The following is a 16286-nucleotide window of genomic DNA, read 5'->3' as shown; positions in this document are numbered from 1 at the left end:
CCCCCCCCCCCGCCATTATAGAAACCTTCGGCCGCCTTCGCCCATCGCACCGACGGGGTCGCCGCGACCACGTGATCCGCGTTGCAGCAGCGCCGTTGCGGGCCGGGCACGCGGCGGCTGCGGACGGCTCAATCGTGGATCTGCAGGCGGCGATCGTTGGCGGTGATGGCCCGGGCGCCGTCGGCGGTGATCCGCACCGTCTCGCTGACGCCGACGCCGAACGCCCCGGGCCGGCGCAGACAGATGGGCAGATGGAAGACCATGTCGTCGGCGAATACCGCGTCGCTGTCCTCGGCGATGAACGTCGAGCCGGCCACCCAGGAGGGCGGAAACTGCAGGCCCACCGGGTAGCCGTAGACCCCCGAGAAGAATGCGCGGTCAGCGATCGGCGCGAGTGCCTCGGCCCCGGCGCGAGCCGCGCCCGCTACCGGGGCACCGCTGCGCGCAGCCTCCATGACCGCCTCGAGCACCGCCAGACAGACCTCGTGGAACACGCGGACCTCGTCGGCCACCGGCGCCACCACCGCGGTGCGCATCATCGGCGCGGTGTAGCGTCGGCGCACGGCGCCGAACTCGGTGAACACGACGTCGCCGCGGGCGATCCGATACCCCGCGTGACTGGTGTGGATGATGCCGCTGCGAAAGCCGGCCGCAACGATCGGCTGCATGCTCATGAATTCGCTGCCGCCACCGAGCATGGCGTCGGCCCCGGCGCGGGCGATCTCGTGGTCGATCACGCCCTCGCCGACCGCTCGCCCGGCCGCGTCCAGCCCGGCGCCGGTGATGGCCGCGCTCTCGGCCAGAAAGGCCATCTCCGCCGGCGACTTGACCACCCGGATGCGATCCAGCAGTTCGCCCGTATCCATGAAACGGGCGCCGTCCAGCTGCGTTTCGAGCGCTTCCAGCAGCCCCGGCCGCAGCGAGCCGCTCCAGCGGGCGACAGCGATGCGCGGCGCCGGACCGGCGGTCAGCCGCACGATCTCGGCGGCCAACTGCGCCGCGACCGACCGCGGCGACTCCCAGGCATAGCCGATCACCGCGTCCACCCGCGACAGATACACCGCCGGCCCGATCTCGATCGCCGGCACGAACAGCACGCACTCCTGCGCCGAGACCAGCAGCGCACACTGCACCGAGACCTCGAAGGTGGTGTAGCCGGTCAGATAGCACAGCTCGGCCGGGTCGGTGACCATCAGCAGATCGAGACCGCGCTCGGCCATCGCCCGCCGCACGGCCGCCAGGCGACTCTCGTACTCGGCCACCGGAAAGGCCAGCTCCGGCTCGGGCAGCCGGGCCAGCAGCTGCTCGCGATAGGTGTCGTAGTCCATGGTCTCGCCTCCTGCCGATCGGCCCGCAGCGCCGGGCCCGCACCCATCGAACGCCAGAACGCCGAGGCTTGCAACAGCCGTCACCGCGGGTGCCGCGTCTGGCCCGTCTATTGCAACGAATCGTCGACGGACCATAACGGTCCGGCCCATCCGCGACTACAGGAGACAGGCATGGACGACATTGCACGGACCGAGGGCACCGACCACCCGCTGACGCCGCTGAGCGCCGAGGAGCTGGCCGCGGTGGTGGCCGTGATCCGCGAGGACGGCGGCTTCGGCGATGCGCCGATCTTTCATACCGTCACCCTCTACGAGCCGCACAAACGCGACGTGCTGGGCTGGTCCCCGGGCGCGGCGCTGGCCCGCGAGGCCTTCTGCATCCTCATGGTCGACGGCCAGACCTGGGAGGCCGTGGTGAGCCTGGACACCGCCAGCGTGACCCGGCGCGAGCACAAGGCCGGCGTGCAGCCGGGTATTCTGCTCGAGGAATTCGTCGACTGCGAGAAGGCGGTCAAGGCCGATCCCGCCTGGCAGGCTGCACTGAAAAAACGCGGTATTACCGATTTCGATCGCGCCATCGTCGACCCCTGGTCGGCCGGCTTCTACGGTGACGAGCGCTGGCCGGACAGGCGGCTGGCGCGCGCCTACACCTGGCTGCGCGGCAGCGACGACGACGTCGGCTACGGCCGCCCGGTCGACGGCGTGCATGCCGTGGTCGACCTCGAGCGCATGGCGGTGCTCGAAGTCGAGGACCACGGCGAGGTCGCGCTGCCGCCTCTGAGCGGCCACTATACCGCCGACTCGGTCGGCCCGCTGCGCGACGACATCAAGGCGCTCGAAATCGTGCAGCCGGACGGGCCGAGCTTTCATGTCGACGGCCAGCACGTCGAATGGCTCGGCTGGTCGTTTCGCGTTGGCTTCACCCCGCGCGAGGGGCTGGTGCTGCACCAGCTCGCTTACAACGATCAGGGCCGCGAGCGCCCGGTGATGTATCGCGCCGCCCTGTCGGAAATGGTCGTGCCCTACGGCGACCCGACGCCGGTGCACAACCGCAAGAACGCCTTCGACGTGGGCGAATACGGCGTCGGCCGGCTGGCGAACACGCTCACCCTGGGCTGCGACTGTCTCGGCACGATCCATTATTTCGACGTCGACCAGGTCACCGCGACCGGCGAGGTCGTGCACATGAACCGCGTGATCTGCCTGCACGAAGAGGATTACGGCACGCTCTGGAAACATACCGACTGGCGCACCGAACACAGCGAAGTACGCCGCTCGCGCCGGCTGGTGATCTCGTTCTTCGCCACCGTGGGCAACTACGACTACGGCTTCTACTGGAGCCTGTATCAGGACGGCACCGTCGAGATGGATATAAAGCTCACCGGCTGTCTGTCGGTGGGCGCCTTTCCACCCGGCGAGACGCCGCAGTACGGCACGCTGGTCGCGCCGCAGCTCTATGCGCCCATCCACCAGCATTTCTTCAATTTCCGCCTGGACATGACCGTGGACGGCGTCGACAACTCGGTCCGCGAGATCGATACCGTCGCCGCACCGCACGACACCGCCGTCAACCCGCATCTGAACGCCTATCATCCGGTGTCGACGCTGATCGCCAACGAGCGCGACGGCGCTCGCCAGGCCGATCCGCTCGCCGGCCGCCAGTGGAAGATCGTCAACCCGTCGGTGACCAACGCGCTCGGCCAGGCCGTCGGCTACGCGCTCGTACCCGGCGAGACGGTCCGCCCGTTCGCCTATCCCGACGCCCCGGTGAGCCGGCGCGCAGCGTTCATCCATCATCCGGTCTGGATCACCGCCTACGACCGCGACGAACTGTTCGCCGCCGGCGACTACATCAACCAGAACCCGGCCGACACCGGCCTGACCGCCTATGCGCGCCGGCAGCGCGATCTCGACGACACCGACATCGTGCTCTGGCACACCGTCGGCCACCATCACATCCCGCGGCCGGAGGACTGGCCGGTCATGCCCGTCGCCCACGCCGGCTTCGCCCTGCGCGCGTCGGGCTTTTTCGACCGCAACCCGACCATGAACGTGCCGCCGTCGGCGTCGAGTCACAGCCGCCACGCGGGCTGCTGCAACGAGCCGTCTTCGACGTAGCCGCCCGTCGAATGACGGCTGTCGGGCGGCATCTGCCCGGCGGATTGCGGCACGGGACCGGGACAACCCCCGGCCGGCGGTTAGTCAGGCAAGAGCTTGCCGGGATTCATGATCCCGTTCGGGTCGAGCGCCTGCTTGATCGCGCGCATCACGTCCACGCCGGCCCCGTGCTCATCGCGCAGATAGTCGCGCTTGCCGACGCCGATGCCGTGTTCGCCGGTGCAGGTGCCCCCGACGGCGAGCGCCCGCGAGATCAGGCGCGCGTTGAGCGTGTCCAGTGCCGCGACCTCGGCCGGGTCGTGGCGATCGAGCACCACCACCAGATGGAAATTGCCGTCGCCGACGTGACCGAACAGCGGCGCGGTGAGGCCGAGTTCGGCCACGTCCGCCTGCGCGGCTTCGATGGCCTCGGCCAGCCGCGAGATCGGCACGCAGATATCGGTGGCATGGAAGTCCCGGCCGGGGCGTAGCTGCTTCGACGCATAGGCCGCGGCGTGCCGCGCGGCCCAGAGCGCACTGCGCTCCTCCTCCCGCGTCGCCCAGGCGAAGTCGCTGCCGCCGAACTCGCGACAGAGCTCGCCCATGGTCGCGACCTGTGCCTCGACCGCGGCGGCGCTGCCGTGGAATTCGAGAAACAACGTCGGTTTCTCGGCGTGGGCCAGGCCGTTGTGGCGATTGACCGCCTGCATCGAGAGCTCGTCGAGCAGCTCGATGCGAGCCATCGGAAGACCGTGCTGGATGGAGGCGATCACCGCGTCCACGGCACCAGCGACATCGGCGAAGACCACGGTGGCCGCGCAGACCGCCTCCGGCAGGCCGTGCAGGCGCACGGTCAGCTCCGTGATGATGCCGAGCGTGCCCTCGGCACCGATCAGCAGATGCGTCAGATCGTAGCCTGCAGCGGACTTGCGTGCCCGCCCGCCGGTACGCACGACCGTGCCGTCGGGCATGACCGCGGTCAGGGACAGAACGTTGTCGCGGATGGTGCCGTAGCGGACCGTATTGGTGCCGCTGGCGCGGGTCGAGGCCATGCCGCCGAGGCTGGCGTCCGCCCCGGGGTCGACCGAAAAGAACAGCCCCGTGTCGCGCAGATGCGCGTTGAGGGCGGTGCGCGTGACGCCCGCCTCGACGGTGACGTCCATGTCGTCCGGGCGCACCGCACGGATCGCGTCCATTCGCGACAGGTCGACGCACAGACCACCGCGCTCGGCGATCACCTGGCCCTCGATCGAGGTGCCCACGCCGTAGGCGAGCACCGGCACGCCGTGCGCATTGCAGCAACGCAGTATGGCGGCGACCTCGTCGGCGGTCTGCGCGAAACACACGGCATCCGGCAGTGCCGGGCGATGCCAGGATTCGTCGTGGCCGTGCTGTTCCCGCACCGCCGTATGGGTCGTCAGCCGCTCGCCCAGCAGCGGGCGGAGCGTCTCGAGGACGGCCGTCACGGCGGCGGGCGCCGCGGCCGGTTCCGGATGGGCGGTCGTACCGGCCATTAAGTCTCCCTATCGTCGGGATCACGGCGCGTGCATCCGACCGCGATCCGATATCCGCGCGTCATTCTATCGGGTATGCGATGCGCTGGCGCACCGGCCGCCTCGCGGCATCGCCGCGTCCGGCCATACGCCCGCGAGCGACGCCGTGGCCGGCGGGCGATCGTCGCCTGCATCCTCGGGTACGATGACGCCATTATTCAATATGGGAGCGCCCGGCGGTCCGGGCGACAACAGTCATGGATCGAGAACGCATACTCTGGGCGGCGCTGGCCGCCGGGGCCACGATCGGCGCCGGCATGGCGGCACGGCAGGGCGCCACCGCCGTTTGGCGCCGCACGCGTGACGAGGAGCCGCCGCAGGACGTGGCCGATCGCCGCAACAGCTGGCAGGGCCTTCTGGCCTGGGCCGCGGTCAGCGGTTTCTGCGTGGCCTTCGCGCGGGTCGTCGGCCAGGGCGCGGTCAGCGGCGCCTGGCGCAAGGCGATCGGCCGCCAACCCCCGGTCTGAGGCGCGGCCACGCTCGGGGTTCGGGCGGGCCGAGCGTCTCGCGGCCCGGCCCGGTGGCCGAACAGGGCACGAGAACGAAAAAAGCCGGCAGCCTCTCGGCCGCCGGCTCTTTCATGCGCCGAGCGTAACGGCGATCAGCCGATACGGCCGTCGCGGCGCTGACGAGCGACCAGACCGGTCGCGATCAGCATCAGCCCCAGCAGGCCGATCAGCTTCGGCTCGGGCACGTCCATCGGCGAGGCGTCGTTGAGCAGACTCAAACTCGCCTGCACGGTCGCACCCGCACCTCGACCTTCATCCAGGCCGAAAAGCCCGGTGTTGAAGTCCTCGTCCGAGAGCGCGACTTCGATCAGGCCGTCACCGTTGGCCCCGTACGAAAAGGTCTGCGGGCCGTCCCAGCGCAGCTCACCCTCCTGAGAGATCAGGGCGTCGAAGTCGCCCTGGGTCGTGCCCGTGACGGTGCTCTGACCGTTTTCCGGCATCAGAAAGCCGAAGCTCACACTGATCGGCTTGGGATCGCAGTCGGCACCACAGCCCGAGAACAGGCCGAAATCGAGACTGTTCTCATTGGTCCAGATATCGAACAGATCAAAGGTGACGGACTGACCGGCCAACAGGTTGTAAGTGAACGGATTAGCGGCGTTTTCGGCCGTCTGGATCTGCAACCCGGGATCCACCGCGTTGGCGTCGACGCTGTACGTCGACTGGATCGTCACGGCATGCGCACCGGCCTAAACGAACATGAGGGCGGCAAAGCCACCGATCGCACCTAGCATTTTCATTACAGAACCCCTGTTTCATTGGTTGAAGAAACAGCGCGCCGAATATGGATGACGGCCCCTCGCTGTCCGGGGTGGCTAGAGCAATCGATGTGCCAGAAAACGGCCAAAGCGATGCCATTCATGCAGAACTACGGGCCGCTCAGCAGAATACTAGAAATTAAGCGAGTTCAATCCGTCAGTTATCGACGTTTCTGTATCGTCGACAAGTCATGGAAATCGTGTCGCCGGCCGCATCGGCGCTTCGTCATCGGACCGATTCGGGCTCGCATCGACCCGGGCTGTCATGTTTCTCGACGAGGGCCGTCCGGATTGACGCGTATTTCCGAAAAACAGGCCTTTACGATGTAAGAATTGCTGACGGGATTTTTATCCCACCATCAAAGATGCCAAAAATCAGAAACTTGCGAACAAACCAACGCGATTCACGCGGAGGACACCGACCCCGGCAACGCCGCGCCCCGATCCACGGATCGCGGCCGGGGCGTGCGTGAACGGAAACGCCGTGACGGCGTATACGCTACCCGGCCCTCAGCACTCGAGGTTATCGACCCGCACGTCGAGCTGCTCCAGGCGCTGGGCCAGCAGGCCCGGAAAGCGCTTGTACCAGGTCGCGTTCAGCGGCGACGGATGCGGCAGCGGATGAATATCGAACGTCCGGGCCGGCCCCTCGGGTGCGGCCAGGGTGACCGCGATGGCCGATTCGAACCGATCCGGTCGCTGCCAGAACGCCTCGATGCGCGCACGCTCGGCCTTCGACTGGCCGATGCCGAACCATAGAAACGCCTCGCGGCCCAGAGTGATCAACGCCCGGCCCTGCCACTGCGTCACCAGCAGCGCGGTCATCAACGGCTGGAAACGCCGCTTGACCCGCATCGACCACGCCTTGTTACCGGCCGGCTTGTACGGCACCGTGTTGATCCAGAAAAACGGCTGCCCGACGACGCGCGAGGCCTCGAAATCCGGCATTTCCTCGCCGTGCAGATGCCGGTACAGCGCCTTGCGCACCAGCTGACCGCCGGCACCGATGAACGGCTCGTCGTATCGCACCTCCTCGCGCCCCGGGTCGCGGCCGAAAAAGCCGACGCGGGCATTCGCGCGGCCGAGACCGATGATCGGCTCCAGCGGATCCTTGTCGTAACGGGCGTAGGTCTCGACATCGATGCCCGCCGTATCTGCGGCGAGCTCGCGAAAGGCTTCGTGCTGTCGGGTATTCAGCGGCATCGGCGACACGAACTTGTATGGGGGACGCGAAAGGGTACGCCTTCAGCACGCATGCGGCACGCCGCCGCACGCAGAGCCCGCGGCACCGCAGGGACCGATCCACGTTGCCCTTCGATCGACGCAATAGAGCTGGCGATCACGAGTTTCGCGTCTCGCGGTCACGGCGACGGCCCGCGCGTGTCATCGACACCTCAGCGGACCGCGCCGAATCGATCGTCGATTCCAGCCCGACCGCTCGTACCATGCGCGGGCGGGACACCAGAGTCACGGCGGATGTCGTAGCCTCGCCGGCGGGTAACCGGGGTGAGACCGGCCCATGGGTATCGGCGCCCTCCCGGTGCATCGCCCCTACTCGCGCTCCCATGTTTCGCAACGTCGGCCACGCCATCGACGCTACATGGCTTCGGCCTGAACTGAGTCCCGGTGTCGCCGTTCACAGCGACGGGTTGGCGAGCGACCGCATCGTCCCGCGCGGCTCGCCAACAACGCTCAACTGGAACGGGTCGTCAGCCGGTCATCGCCGTTCAGGATATCCAGCAGTGCCCGCTGCGCGCCAAGGATATGGGCCTCGACGGTATCGGCCACCGACGCCTGCCCGGCCAGCAACTGCTGGAGAATCCGCTCGTGCTCGTCCCAGACCGTATCGCCGCGGCCGGCGTGCAGCAGCACACTGATCATCACGCGGCGCAGGAAATTCCAGTGCGGCTCCGCCGCCGTGGAGATCAGCGGGTTACCGGAATACTCGTAGATGAGCGTGTGAAACTGCATATCGAGCGCGACCGCAGCCGCCGCCCCTGCCTCACGGTTGGCTCGACGCCCCTGATCGATCAGGCGCTGGCCGTTGATCTCCAGATCGCGCCGGAAGGCCGATGCATCCGCGTGGGCCGACCGGTGGGCCACGAGACAGGCTGCCAGACGATCCATCTGGGTTCGGATCTGATAATGGAAGACGATGCTGTCCGGGTCCATGGGGGCGACATAGAGCCCGCGACCACCGGTTTCGATGACGAGGCCATCGGCCTTGAGCAGCAGCATGGCCTGCTGGATGGGCTGGCGCGAGACGCCGATGTCCGCGGCGAGGTCCTCCTGCACGAGATGGGTACCCGGCTCGAGCGTACAGTCGCAGATACTGTCGCGAATGATCTCGTAGGCCTGCTCGACCCGCCGCGTCACGTTGGCCACTTTGCGCATCAGTTTGCTACTCCGAATCCTTCCTTCATAAGCCTTCATCCCGCTTCGACCTCACCGCTCACGAACCGACGTGGCGCTGCACGAACGGTCGTGTCACGGCGCACGCCGCAGTGATCACCGGCCCGAAATCGATCGTCCACTCGACTTCATTCGACACGGCAACGCGTCGTCAGGGCCCGGCTTCGCGGCTACATGATGCAGCAACACCACGACGATGGTCGTACTTGACGCTTCCGAACTCTGAATTCAGAGTGCATGAAAAGCATAAGTCAGGAGTCCACATGCGGCAAGCGATCCAGAATCTCGCGCAGATCGTCGAAGGCCAGGCACGCATGAATCCGGGCAAGCGGGCCGTCCGGGACCTCGATCGCGCCCTGACGTTCCGGGAATGGGACGTACGGGCCAACCGTCTGGCGAATGCGCTCGGCGCCCTCGATGCCGTCAAGGGCGACCGCATCGCGGTACTGGCGTACAACTGCATCGAGTGGGCCGAGATCTATATCGCTGCGGCAAAGTGCGGTGTGATCGTAGTGCCGATCAACTTCCGTCTCGCACCGACGGAGATGCAATACATCATCGAGAGTGCCGGGGCGACGATGCTGATCGTCCAGAACGGGTTGCACGAAGACGTCGAGGCCATCCGCGCCGATCTCGACATCCCCGTGGCGCGCTTCATACTGTTCGGCAGCGACGCACCGCCGAGTGGCTGGACGGGCTACGAGACCATCATCGCCTCGGCACGGGCAACGCGCCCGTCGGTGGTCGTACTGCCGGATGATCCGTGGACGCTCATGTTCACCTCGGGCACGACCGGAAATCCCAAGGGGGTCATCCGCAGCCACCACGGCATGGCGATGCTCGCACTCGTCACCGATATCGAACTAAGCGTGAACGACAGCGACGAGGCCCTGCTGGTCATGCCGATGTCGCACGCCAATTCCCTGAACTTCTTCTGCGCCTTCGTCTACTGCGGCGGCGCGATCACGATCTACTCGCGCCGTAGCTTCGACCCCGCGCACGTGTTGAAGACCATGCAGGCCCTGCCCTGCAGCTTCACCTCACTCGTGCCCACCCAGTTCATCATGCTGCTATCTCTGCCCCAGGCCGAGCGCCCCGCCGGCGGCGATCTGGGACGCATGGAGAAGATGATGATTTCGTCGGCCCCCGCGCGGGCCGACACCAAGCGAGAGATCATGGAGATGTTTCCCAATTCGGGGCTGTTCGAGCTGTATGGGTCGAGCGAGGCCGGCTGGGTCACGATGCTCCACCCCGCCGAGCAGTTCAGCCATCTCGGCACGGTCGGTCGAGAGTGTGTGGGTTCCGGTCCGATCCGCCTACTCGATGAGCATGGCGACGAAGTACCGGACGGCACGCCGGGGGAACTGTACTCGCTGACGCCCTACACCTTCGACGGCTACTGGAATCAGCCGGAGCTCACGCGCGAGGCCTTCGACGGCGATCATTGCTCGGTGGGCGACATGGGCGTACGCGACGAGAACGGATTCATCCAGCTGGTGGACCGGAAGAAGAACATGATCATCTCGGGGGGCGAGAACATCTATCCCTCGGAAGTGGAGGCCGTCGTCGGCGCCCTGCCCGGGGTCAAGGACGTCGCTGTAGTCGGCGTACCCGACGCCAAATGGGGCGAGCGCGTACACGCCGTGGTCGTGCCGCAGCGCGGGCAGACGCTGGACAGCCAGACGCTCATCGAAGCCTGTCGCGGCCGGCTCGCCGGCTACAAACGCCCCCGGGCGGTGACCTTTCTGACGGATGACGAAATGCCCCGAACCGCCACCGGCAAGCTGCTGCACCGCGTCCTCAAGGAGCGCATCGCCGAGGCACAAACCACCGTCACCGACGGCTCCGGGCCGGGAGGTACGTCATGAGCGAGGCGCTGACCGCTGCAACACTGATCGCGAAGAGCCTCAAGGCCCGCGGCACGACGCGCGTCTACGCGCTGTGCGGCGGCCACATCATGCCGATATGGATGGCCCTCGTGAACGCCGGCATCGAGATCATCGACGTGCGCGACGAACGCTCGGCCGTCTACATGGCCCATGCGTCGGCGGCCGTGAGCGGCGGGCTCGGCGTCGCGCTCGTCACCGCGGGCCCCGGGGTGACCAATGCGATGACGGGGATCGCGAACGCGCACAAGTCGCGCATCCCGGTGCTCATCCTTTCGGGGCTGCCCCCGCGCACCCAGGAGAATCGCGGCGCACTGCAGGACATGTCGCATATCGATCTAGTGCGCTCGATCACCCGCTACGCGCACACCATCGGTCACGCCCATGCCGTGGCCCGGGAACTTGACGCGGCCATCGCCGCCGCCCTCGGCCATGGCGACGAGCCCGGCCCGGCCTTCATCGATCTGCCGGTCGACATCCAGCGCGAGACGGTACCCGCGGCGCTGTGCGCGACCGAACACGTCGCCGGCGTCGCTCGCCCGAAGACGCGCCCGGGCGACGACGACCTCGCAGCGGCGGTCAAGCTGATCGCCCAGGCCCAACGTCCCGTGGTCATCAGCGGTCGCGGGGCCAACACGGCGCCCCGGGAACTGGCCGCCTTTCTGACCGCCGCCCGGGCCGGCTATCTGGACACCGGAGAGACGAAGGGAATCGTCCCCGAAAGCCATGCGGCCCACATCGGTGCGGTGCGCGGCGCGGCCATGCAGCAGGCGGATCTGATCATCACCGTCGGCCGCCGGCTCGATTTCCAGCTCGCCTACGGATCGCCCGCCGTTTTCGGACAGGCCAGCTTGCTGCGTATCGCCGATACCGCCGCCGAGTTGTCGGATAACCGGCTCGGCGACGTGTCGCTGCTCGGCGACCTCGGACTCACACTGGCCGAGCTGGCGCGGCGCCTCGACGCGCAGCCCCACCCGAGCGACGAGGCCTGGCTGGCCGGGCTGCGCGGCAAGCACGCCGAACGCGTCGCCGGCCTGCTCGAGACGCTCGAGTCCGCGCCTTCGGACGCGGCGGGCCGCATGGCGCCGAATCGATTGCTCGCCGAATTGAAGAAACGCCTCGACCCCCAGGCCGTGATCATTGCCGACGGCGGCGATTCGCTGAGCTTCGCCCGCGTGGCGCTCAACGGCCGCACCTATCTCGACCCAGGGCCTCTGGGCTGCATCGGTATCGGCCCCGCCTTCGCCATCGGCGCGGCCAAGGCGGCGCCCGGCCGGCAAGTCGTTGCCGTCACCGGAGACGGCTCGTTCGGCTTTACCGCCATGGAGCTGGATACCGCGGTCCGGCACAAGGCAGCCTGCATGATCGTCGTCAGCAACAACGGATCGTGGGCCATCGAGGTGCGCGACCAGATGGACCGGTTCGGCCGAGCGGTGGGCACGCAGCTGCAATACGCCGATTATGCGGCGATGGCGCGCGCCTTCGGCATGAAGGCCTGGCGCCTGGAGACGGCGGCGGAGATCGCACCGGCACTCGACGAAGCCTTTGCGGCCCTGGCCGACGGCGAGCCGGTGCTCATCGACGCCGTCACCTCGCCCGAGCCACCGTCCTCCGACAGCAAGTCGGGGCTGGCGTGGGTACCCGATCACCAGGCGCTGGAGGCCTGGGATGCGGCGGAAAGAAACTGGTTGGGGCTGTCATGACGCCCCGATGAGTAGGCTGAACCTCAGCCGGTGATCCAAGAAATAGAAATGGAGGAGACACCATGAAGACCAAACTTGCCATCATCGCGGCTGCGGCCGCCCTAATGCTCGTGCCGATCCAAGGCATGGCCCAGGACGTCCGGCTGCGGCTGGCCCACGTCTTTCCCGAGCAGAGCTCGGTGGGCGAAGCCGCTGACATGTTCGCCGAACTCGCGGCCGAGCGTTCGGACGGCCGGATCGACGTCAAGGTCTATCCCGCCGGCCAGCTCGGCGGTGACGAAGCGATCGGCCGTGGGCTGTCCCGCGGCACGATCCAGCTCGCTTTCCTGAACCCGAACTCGCTGGTCGGGATCGATCCGCTGTTCGATTTCCACATCCTGCCCTACATCGCGACGGACTACGAAGCGGTCGATCGCATCTTCTACGGTGAGCGCAACATCATCCACGAGACGCTCGACAGCACGCTGGAAAAGCACGACATGAAAACGCTGGCGTATTTCGAGAACGGCTTCCGTGACATCTCGAATTCGCAGCGTCCCGTTCGCACGGTCGACGATCTCGACGGTCTGAAGCTGCGCGTCGTGCCTTCGCAGTCGCTCAAGCTGTTCTTCGACAAGGCCGGTAGTCAGGTCGTGATCATGCCTTTCCCGGAGCTGTTCACCGCATTGCAGCAGGGCACGGTCGACGGGCAGGAGAACGGCGTCATTCTCATCGAGCAGGCGCGCTTCTTCGAGGCCCAGAAGTACGTGACTCTGACTCATCATTCCTACGTCATGTCGACGATCACAGCCAGCCAGCGCGCGTTCGAAGGTCTCGACGAGAAGGACCGCGAGCTGCTCACCGACATTGCCGAAGAGGTCAGCGACTGGCAGATCGAGCGCAATCGCGAGAACGCCGAAAAAGCCCTCAAGGCGATCAAGGATGCCGGCCTGGAGGTCATCGAGCCGTCGGCCGAGGCGCAGGAAGGCTTCCGGGCGGTGGCCGACGAGGTCTGGAGCGAGCTGACCTCGGTTTACGGACAGGACCGCGTCGACGCGCTGCGCGACGTCATGACGGCGGACTGATCGGCGACGGTCCCAGGCCATGGCCATTCTCAGTCAGACCCCCTGGCTTCGCGGACTCCGGCAGATCGAGAGCGGTATCTGTGCCGTGGAAAAGATCGTGTGCGGGTTGTCGCTGGCCGTGATGGCGATCTCGATCGCCGTCACGGTCGCCGTGCGCAATCTCGATCTACCGCTGCCGAACGTCGGCGAACTCGGGCTGGCCGCGATGGTGCCCCTGACTCTGGTCGGGGGCGCCCTGTGCACCTGCCTTGGTTCGCACGTGACCATTGACCTCGTCCGCCACGCACCATGGCGAGCCGTGCGAACGCTCGCCGAGGTGGCCGTCGCGATCGCGACCACGATCTTCGCCTACCTGTATATGCGAAGCGGCATTCATCTCGTCGAGGATTTTCTCGCCAGCGGCGACAAGCTGCTCGACCTCGGCACACCGCTCTGGATGCTGGCACTGTGCTTTCCCCTGGGCACGGCGCTGATGATGTTTCATGCCGTCATGCGCGTGCTCGCCATGCTGGCAGGCGAAGCGGCGGTACCCGACCGGACCCGCAACCCATGATCGTTCTGCTCGCCGTTCTGCTCCTACTCGGCGCGCCCATCGGCATCGCCTTTTCACTGGCGATACTGCTGGAAGCCGACGACTGGTTCATCAATCTCGACTACGTCGCCCAGACGACGCTCGACACGCTACTGAACTATCCGCTGCTGGCGATCCCGCTGTTCATACTCAGCGGCGAGCTGATGAATCGCGGCGGCCTCACCCGGCGGCTGATACGTATCAGCCGGCGCATATTCGGCTGGAGCAGCGCTCCGCTCGGCCATATCATGATTGGCTCCAGCGCGCTCATGGGGGCGATCACCGGCTCGTCCGTGGCCACTGTCGCCGCCATCGGTCGCGCGATGGGCCCGGACATGCTCGAGGCCGGGTATCGTCCGGGCTATGTCGGTGCGCTCAACGCCTCCGCGGGGCTGCTCGGGGTCCTTCTACCGCCGTCGATCCCGCTCATTCTCTACGGCTCCGCCGTCGGCGTTTCGATCACGCAACTGTTTCTGGCGACGCTGGTACCGGGCTTCGTGTTCATCGTCGTGTTCATGAGCGTACACGCGCTGCGTTCAGCCACCGTCATCACGGACGGCCGCGAAGCAGCGGCCGACCATCAGTCACATACCGGCATTTCGCTGGCCGGCGCAGCCAGCTCGCTACCGGCACTGCTGATGCCATTGCTCGTGCTCGGCGGCATCTACTCCGGCATCTTCACACCCACCGAGGCCGCGTCCGTCGCCGCGATATACGCGTTCGTCTATCTGCTGCTCGGCCGGGTGGCCAGGTTCGCCGACGCGCTGACCGGTTTCACTCAGGCGGCGGCCAGCGCCGCGGCGATCATGTTCGTCATCGGCTTCACCGCGATCTTCAACCAAGCGTTGACTCTGGAACAGATCCCGCAGCAGATCGCCGCATACGCCCTGTCGCTGACCGACAGTACGCTGCTGTTTCTATTGCTGGTGAACCTGACGCTGCTGCTGGTCGGCATGTTCATGGAAACGAGCGCGGCGACCTTGCTACTCGGCCCGCTGCTGGCGCCGGCGGCCGCCGAATACGGTATCGACCCGGTCCACTTCGGCATCATCGTGGTGGTCAACATCGAGATCGGCCTGCTGACCCCGCCACTGGCCGCCAATCTGTATGTCGCCGCCCTGACCAACCGGCTGCCGTTGATGCCGTTGCTCAAGGAAGTGCTGTGGTTTCTCGCCGCGGGCCTGATCTGTTTGCTGCTGACCACCTACATCCCGCAGCTTTCACTATGGTATCGATACCTGACCTAACGATCCTCCCGTGGACCGGCCGGCACCCACCCGGCCGGACGCCGCATCGCTTCGCGTGTACGGTCAGTACCCGGACGCAAGACACCAGACCAGCGCAACCTGGAACTCTCGTTGCACTGGCGGCGAAACGCCCTGCTTCGGCCTCGCCACGAGACCTCGGCAAGGCGGGCCACGGCCACGATCGCCTGCCATCGTCACAGTATCTGCGCCAGGCGCCCCGAGCGCATGCGATCGACACTCGCCGACATCCATCGCGGCGCATCACAGGCGGTTATCCATCCGGAACATCGCCCATGGCATCCCGGGAATACACCGATAGAGTGGTGTCGTTTCGACACGGCCCCTGCGCCGCACAAACCCGGTAAGTCACACCATGCCGCTGACTCTTTACGCCCACCGCCTGTCGCAGCCCTGCCGTGCGGTCGAGATCCTGTTGCGCGAACTCGGCGTCGACTATGACTGGCAGGAGATCGATTTCGCCGGCGGCGAGACCCGCCAGCCGTGGTTCGCTCGTGAGATCAATCCGATGCAGACGGTGCCGGCACTCGCGGTTTCGGACGCGGCCGGCGCATCAGGGGCGTTCATGCTCGCCGAGAGCCACGCGATCATACGCTATCTGTGCCGAACCGCGGCCTCGGAAGCGGCACCGCACTGGTACCCGGATCGAGACGACGCGGCGCGGGCTGCGCGCATCGATCAGTGGATGGCCTGGCATCACAACAACGTGCGGCGCCACGACATGTTCCACCACATCATGAACCTGCATCGGACGCTGCCGATGCTCAAGTACGAAATCCAGGACACCCTGCTGCGCCCGCTTCAGGCCGGCCTGAACGCCGGCCTGGCACAGCTCGAGGCGCATCTCGCGCGGCCGACGGGTCAGGAGGCGCCGGCCATGCTCTGCGGCCACGAACAGCCCACCCTGGCCGATCTCACGATCGCTTGCGAGCTGTACCAGATCGTCGCCGTGGGCTATCGCTTTAACCGCTATCCGCGGGTGGCAAGCTGGCTGGACACGCTGGCCGCCCGCCCGCATTTCCGGGACATCTCTGCCGAAATCCGAGATCAGGGACGGATCATCCACGACGAAAGCGGTGGCTATCTGGAACTGGAGCAGGCCTTCACCTGACCGTGGTCGTCGCCGACGCCCCCGGGCGA

General features: G+C 66.7%; 13 protein-coding genes. 8 read left to right on the top strand and 5 right to left on the bottom strand.

Annotation, left to right across the window (positions count from 1 at the left end; translation table 11 throughout):
• Positions 1-128: 128 nt before the first annotated feature.
• Positions 129-1328, bottom strand: coding sequence for a M24 family metallopeptidase (locus SAHL_RS04455; RefSeq protein WP_123590194.1), 1200 nt, complete (start codon positions 1326-1328; stop codon positions 129-131).
• A 171-nt stretch (positions 1329-1499) separates the two neighbouring features.
• On the opposite strand from SAHL_RS04455, the gene SAHL_RS04450 reads away from it, so the two are divergent.
• Complete coding sequence (locus tag SAHL_RS04450) at positions 1500-3446, top strand: primary-amine oxidase (RefSeq protein ID WP_123590193.1); 1947 nt, start codon at positions 1500-1502, stop codon at positions 3444-3446.
• An 80-nt stretch (positions 3447-3526) separates the two neighbouring features.
• Here SAHL_RS04450 and SAHL_RS04445 read toward each other — a convergent pair whose 3' ends face one another.
• Positions 3527-4939 carry an FAD-binding oxidoreductase gene (locus SAHL_RS04445; RefSeq protein ID WP_123590192.1) on the bottom strand — a complete coding sequence of 471 codons (1413 nt, stop codon included), beginning with the start codon at positions 4937-4939 and terminating at the stop codon, positions 3527-3529.
• Between the two features lie 236 nt (positions 4940-5175).
• Between SAHL_RS04445 and SAHL_RS04440 the strand changes: the two genes are divergently transcribed.
• The gene (locus SAHL_RS04440; protein WP_123590191.1) at positions 5176-5445 is read left to right on the top strand and encodes a DUF4235 domain-containing protein; all 270 of its coding nucleotides are present in this window, start codon (positions 5176-5178) and stop codon (positions 5443-5445) included.
• 134 nt (positions 5446-5579) lie between these two features.
• On the opposite strand, the gene SAHL_RS04435 is transcribed toward SAHL_RS04440, so the two are convergent.
• The 3 genes from SAHL_RS04435 to SAHL_RS04425 all read right to left on the bottom strand — a co-directional run bounded on the left by SAHL_RS04435 (position 5580) and on the right by SAHL_RS04425 (position 8639).
• Entirely contained in the window at positions 5580-6161 is a 582-nt protein-coding gene (locus tag SAHL_RS04435) for a hypothetical protein (RefSeq protein WP_123590190.1), read from the bottom strand.
• Positions 6162-6755: 594 nt separating this feature from the next.
• On the bottom strand, positions 6756-7448 hold the full coding sequence (locus SAHL_RS04430) for a uracil-DNA glycosylase family protein (protein ID WP_123590189.1): 693 nt from the start codon (positions 7446-7448) through the stop codon (positions 6756-6758).
• A 489-nt stretch (positions 7449-7937) separates the two neighbouring features.
• Positions 7938-8639, bottom strand: coding sequence for a GntR family transcriptional regulator (locus SAHL_RS04425; RefSeq protein WP_184947352.1), 702 nt, complete (start codon positions 8637-8639; stop codon positions 7938-7940).
• Positions 8640-8920: 281 nt separating this feature from the next.
• Here SAHL_RS04425 and SAHL_RS04420 point away from each other — a divergent pair, with 281 nt between their 5' ends.
• The 6 genes from SAHL_RS04420 to SAHL_RS04395 all read left to right on the top strand — a co-directional run bounded on the left by SAHL_RS04420 (position 8921) and on the right by SAHL_RS04395 (position 16257).
• A complete protein-coding gene (locus SAHL_RS04420; protein ID WP_123590187.1) occupies positions 8921-10525 on the top strand; it encodes a class I adenylate-forming enzyme family protein in 1605 nt (534 codons plus the stop codon).
• Positions 10522-12246, top strand: a complete 1725-nt coding sequence (locus tag SAHL_RS04415; RefSeq protein WP_123590186.1) for a thiamine pyrophosphate-binding protein — start codon at positions 10522-10524, stop codon at positions 12244-12246. The genes SAHL_RS04420 and SAHL_RS04415 overlap by 4 nt, the downstream gene beginning before the upstream one ends.
• 62 nt (positions 12247-12308) lie before the next feature.
• Positions 12309-13310, top strand: a complete 1002-nt coding sequence (locus tag SAHL_RS04410) for a TRAP transporter substrate-binding protein (protein WP_123590185.1) — start codon at positions 12309-12311, stop codon at positions 13308-13310.
• 19 nt (positions 13311-13329) lie between these two features.
• On the top strand, positions 13330-13863 hold the full coding sequence (locus SAHL_RS04405) for a TRAP transporter small permease (protein ID WP_123590184.1): 534 nt from the start codon (positions 13330-13332) through the stop codon (positions 13861-13863).
• The gene (locus SAHL_RS04400) at positions 13860-15128 is read left to right on the top strand and encodes a TRAP transporter large permease (protein WP_123590183.1); all 1269 of its coding nucleotides are present in this window, start codon (positions 13860-13862) and stop codon (positions 15126-15128) included. The genes SAHL_RS04405 and SAHL_RS04400 overlap by 4 nt, the downstream gene beginning before the upstream one ends.
• A gap of 373 nt (positions 15129-15501) precedes the next feature.
• Positions 15502-16257: a glutathione S-transferase family protein gene (locus tag SAHL_RS04395; protein ID WP_123590182.1), complete on the top strand. Its 756-nt coding sequence runs from the start codon at positions 15502-15504 to the stop codon at positions 16255-16257.
• The last annotated feature ends 29 nt before the right edge of the window (positions 16258-16286 follow it).

This window comes from Salinisphaera orenii subsp. halophila YIM 95161 (genome assembly GCF_003732545.1).
GTDB lineage: Bacteria > Pseudomonadota > Gammaproteobacteria > Nevskiales > Salinisphaeraceae > Salinisphaera > Salinisphaera orenii_A.
Note: the sequence above shows the minus strand (reverse complement) of the source record. Positions and strands in the feature narration are given on the sequence as shown.

What these genes read in the sequence shown, in the direction of transcription:
- SAHL_RS04455 (WP_123590194.1), bottom strand. Translation starts at nt 1,328, where the DNA reads ATGGACTACGACACCTATCGCGAGCAGCTGCTGGCCCGGCTGCCCGAG.
- SAHL_RS04450 (WP_123590193.1), top strand. Translation starts at nt 1,500, where the DNA reads ATGGACGACATTGCACGGACCGAGGGCACCGACCACCCGCTGACGCCG.
- SAHL_RS04445 (WP_123590192.1), bottom strand. Translation starts at nt 4,939, where the DNA reads ATGGCCGGTACGACCGCCCATCCGGAACCGGCCGCGGCGCCCGCCGCC.
- SAHL_RS04440 (WP_123590191.1), top strand. Translation starts at nt 5,176, where the DNA reads ATGGATCGAGAACGCATACTCTGGGCGGCGCTGGCCGCCGGGGCCACG.
- SAHL_RS04430 (WP_123590189.1), bottom strand. Translation starts at nt 7,448, where the DNA reads ATGCCGCTGAATACCCGACAGCACGAAGCCTTTCGCGAGCTCGCCGCA.
- SAHL_RS04425 (WP_184947352.1), bottom strand. Translation starts at nt 8,639, where the DNA reads ATGCGCAAAGTGGCCAACGTGACGCGGCGGGTCGAGCAGGCCTACGAG.
- SAHL_RS04420 (WP_123590187.1), top strand. Translation starts at nt 8,921, where the DNA reads ATGCGGCAAGCGATCCAGAATCTCGCGCAGATCGTCGAAGGCCAGGCA.
- SAHL_RS04415 (WP_123590186.1), top strand. Translation starts at nt 10,522, where the DNA reads ATGAGCGAGGCGCTGACCGCTGCAACACTGATCGCGAAGAGCCTCAAG.
- SAHL_RS04410 (WP_123590185.1), top strand. Translation starts at nt 12,309, where the DNA reads ATGAAGACCAAACTTGCCATCATCGCGGCTGCGGCCGCCCTAATGCTC.
- SAHL_RS04405 (WP_123590184.1), top strand. Translation starts at nt 13,330, where the DNA reads ATGGCCATTCTCAGTCAGACCCCCTGGCTTCGCGGACTCCGGCAGATC.
- SAHL_RS04400 (WP_123590183.1), top strand. Translation starts at nt 13,860, where the DNA reads ATGATCGTTCTGCTCGCCGTTCTGCTCCTACTCGGCGCGCCCATCGGC.
- SAHL_RS04395 (WP_123590182.1), top strand. Translation starts at nt 15,502, where the DNA reads ATGCCGCTGACTCTTTACGCCCACCGCCTGTCGCAGCCCTGCCGTGCG.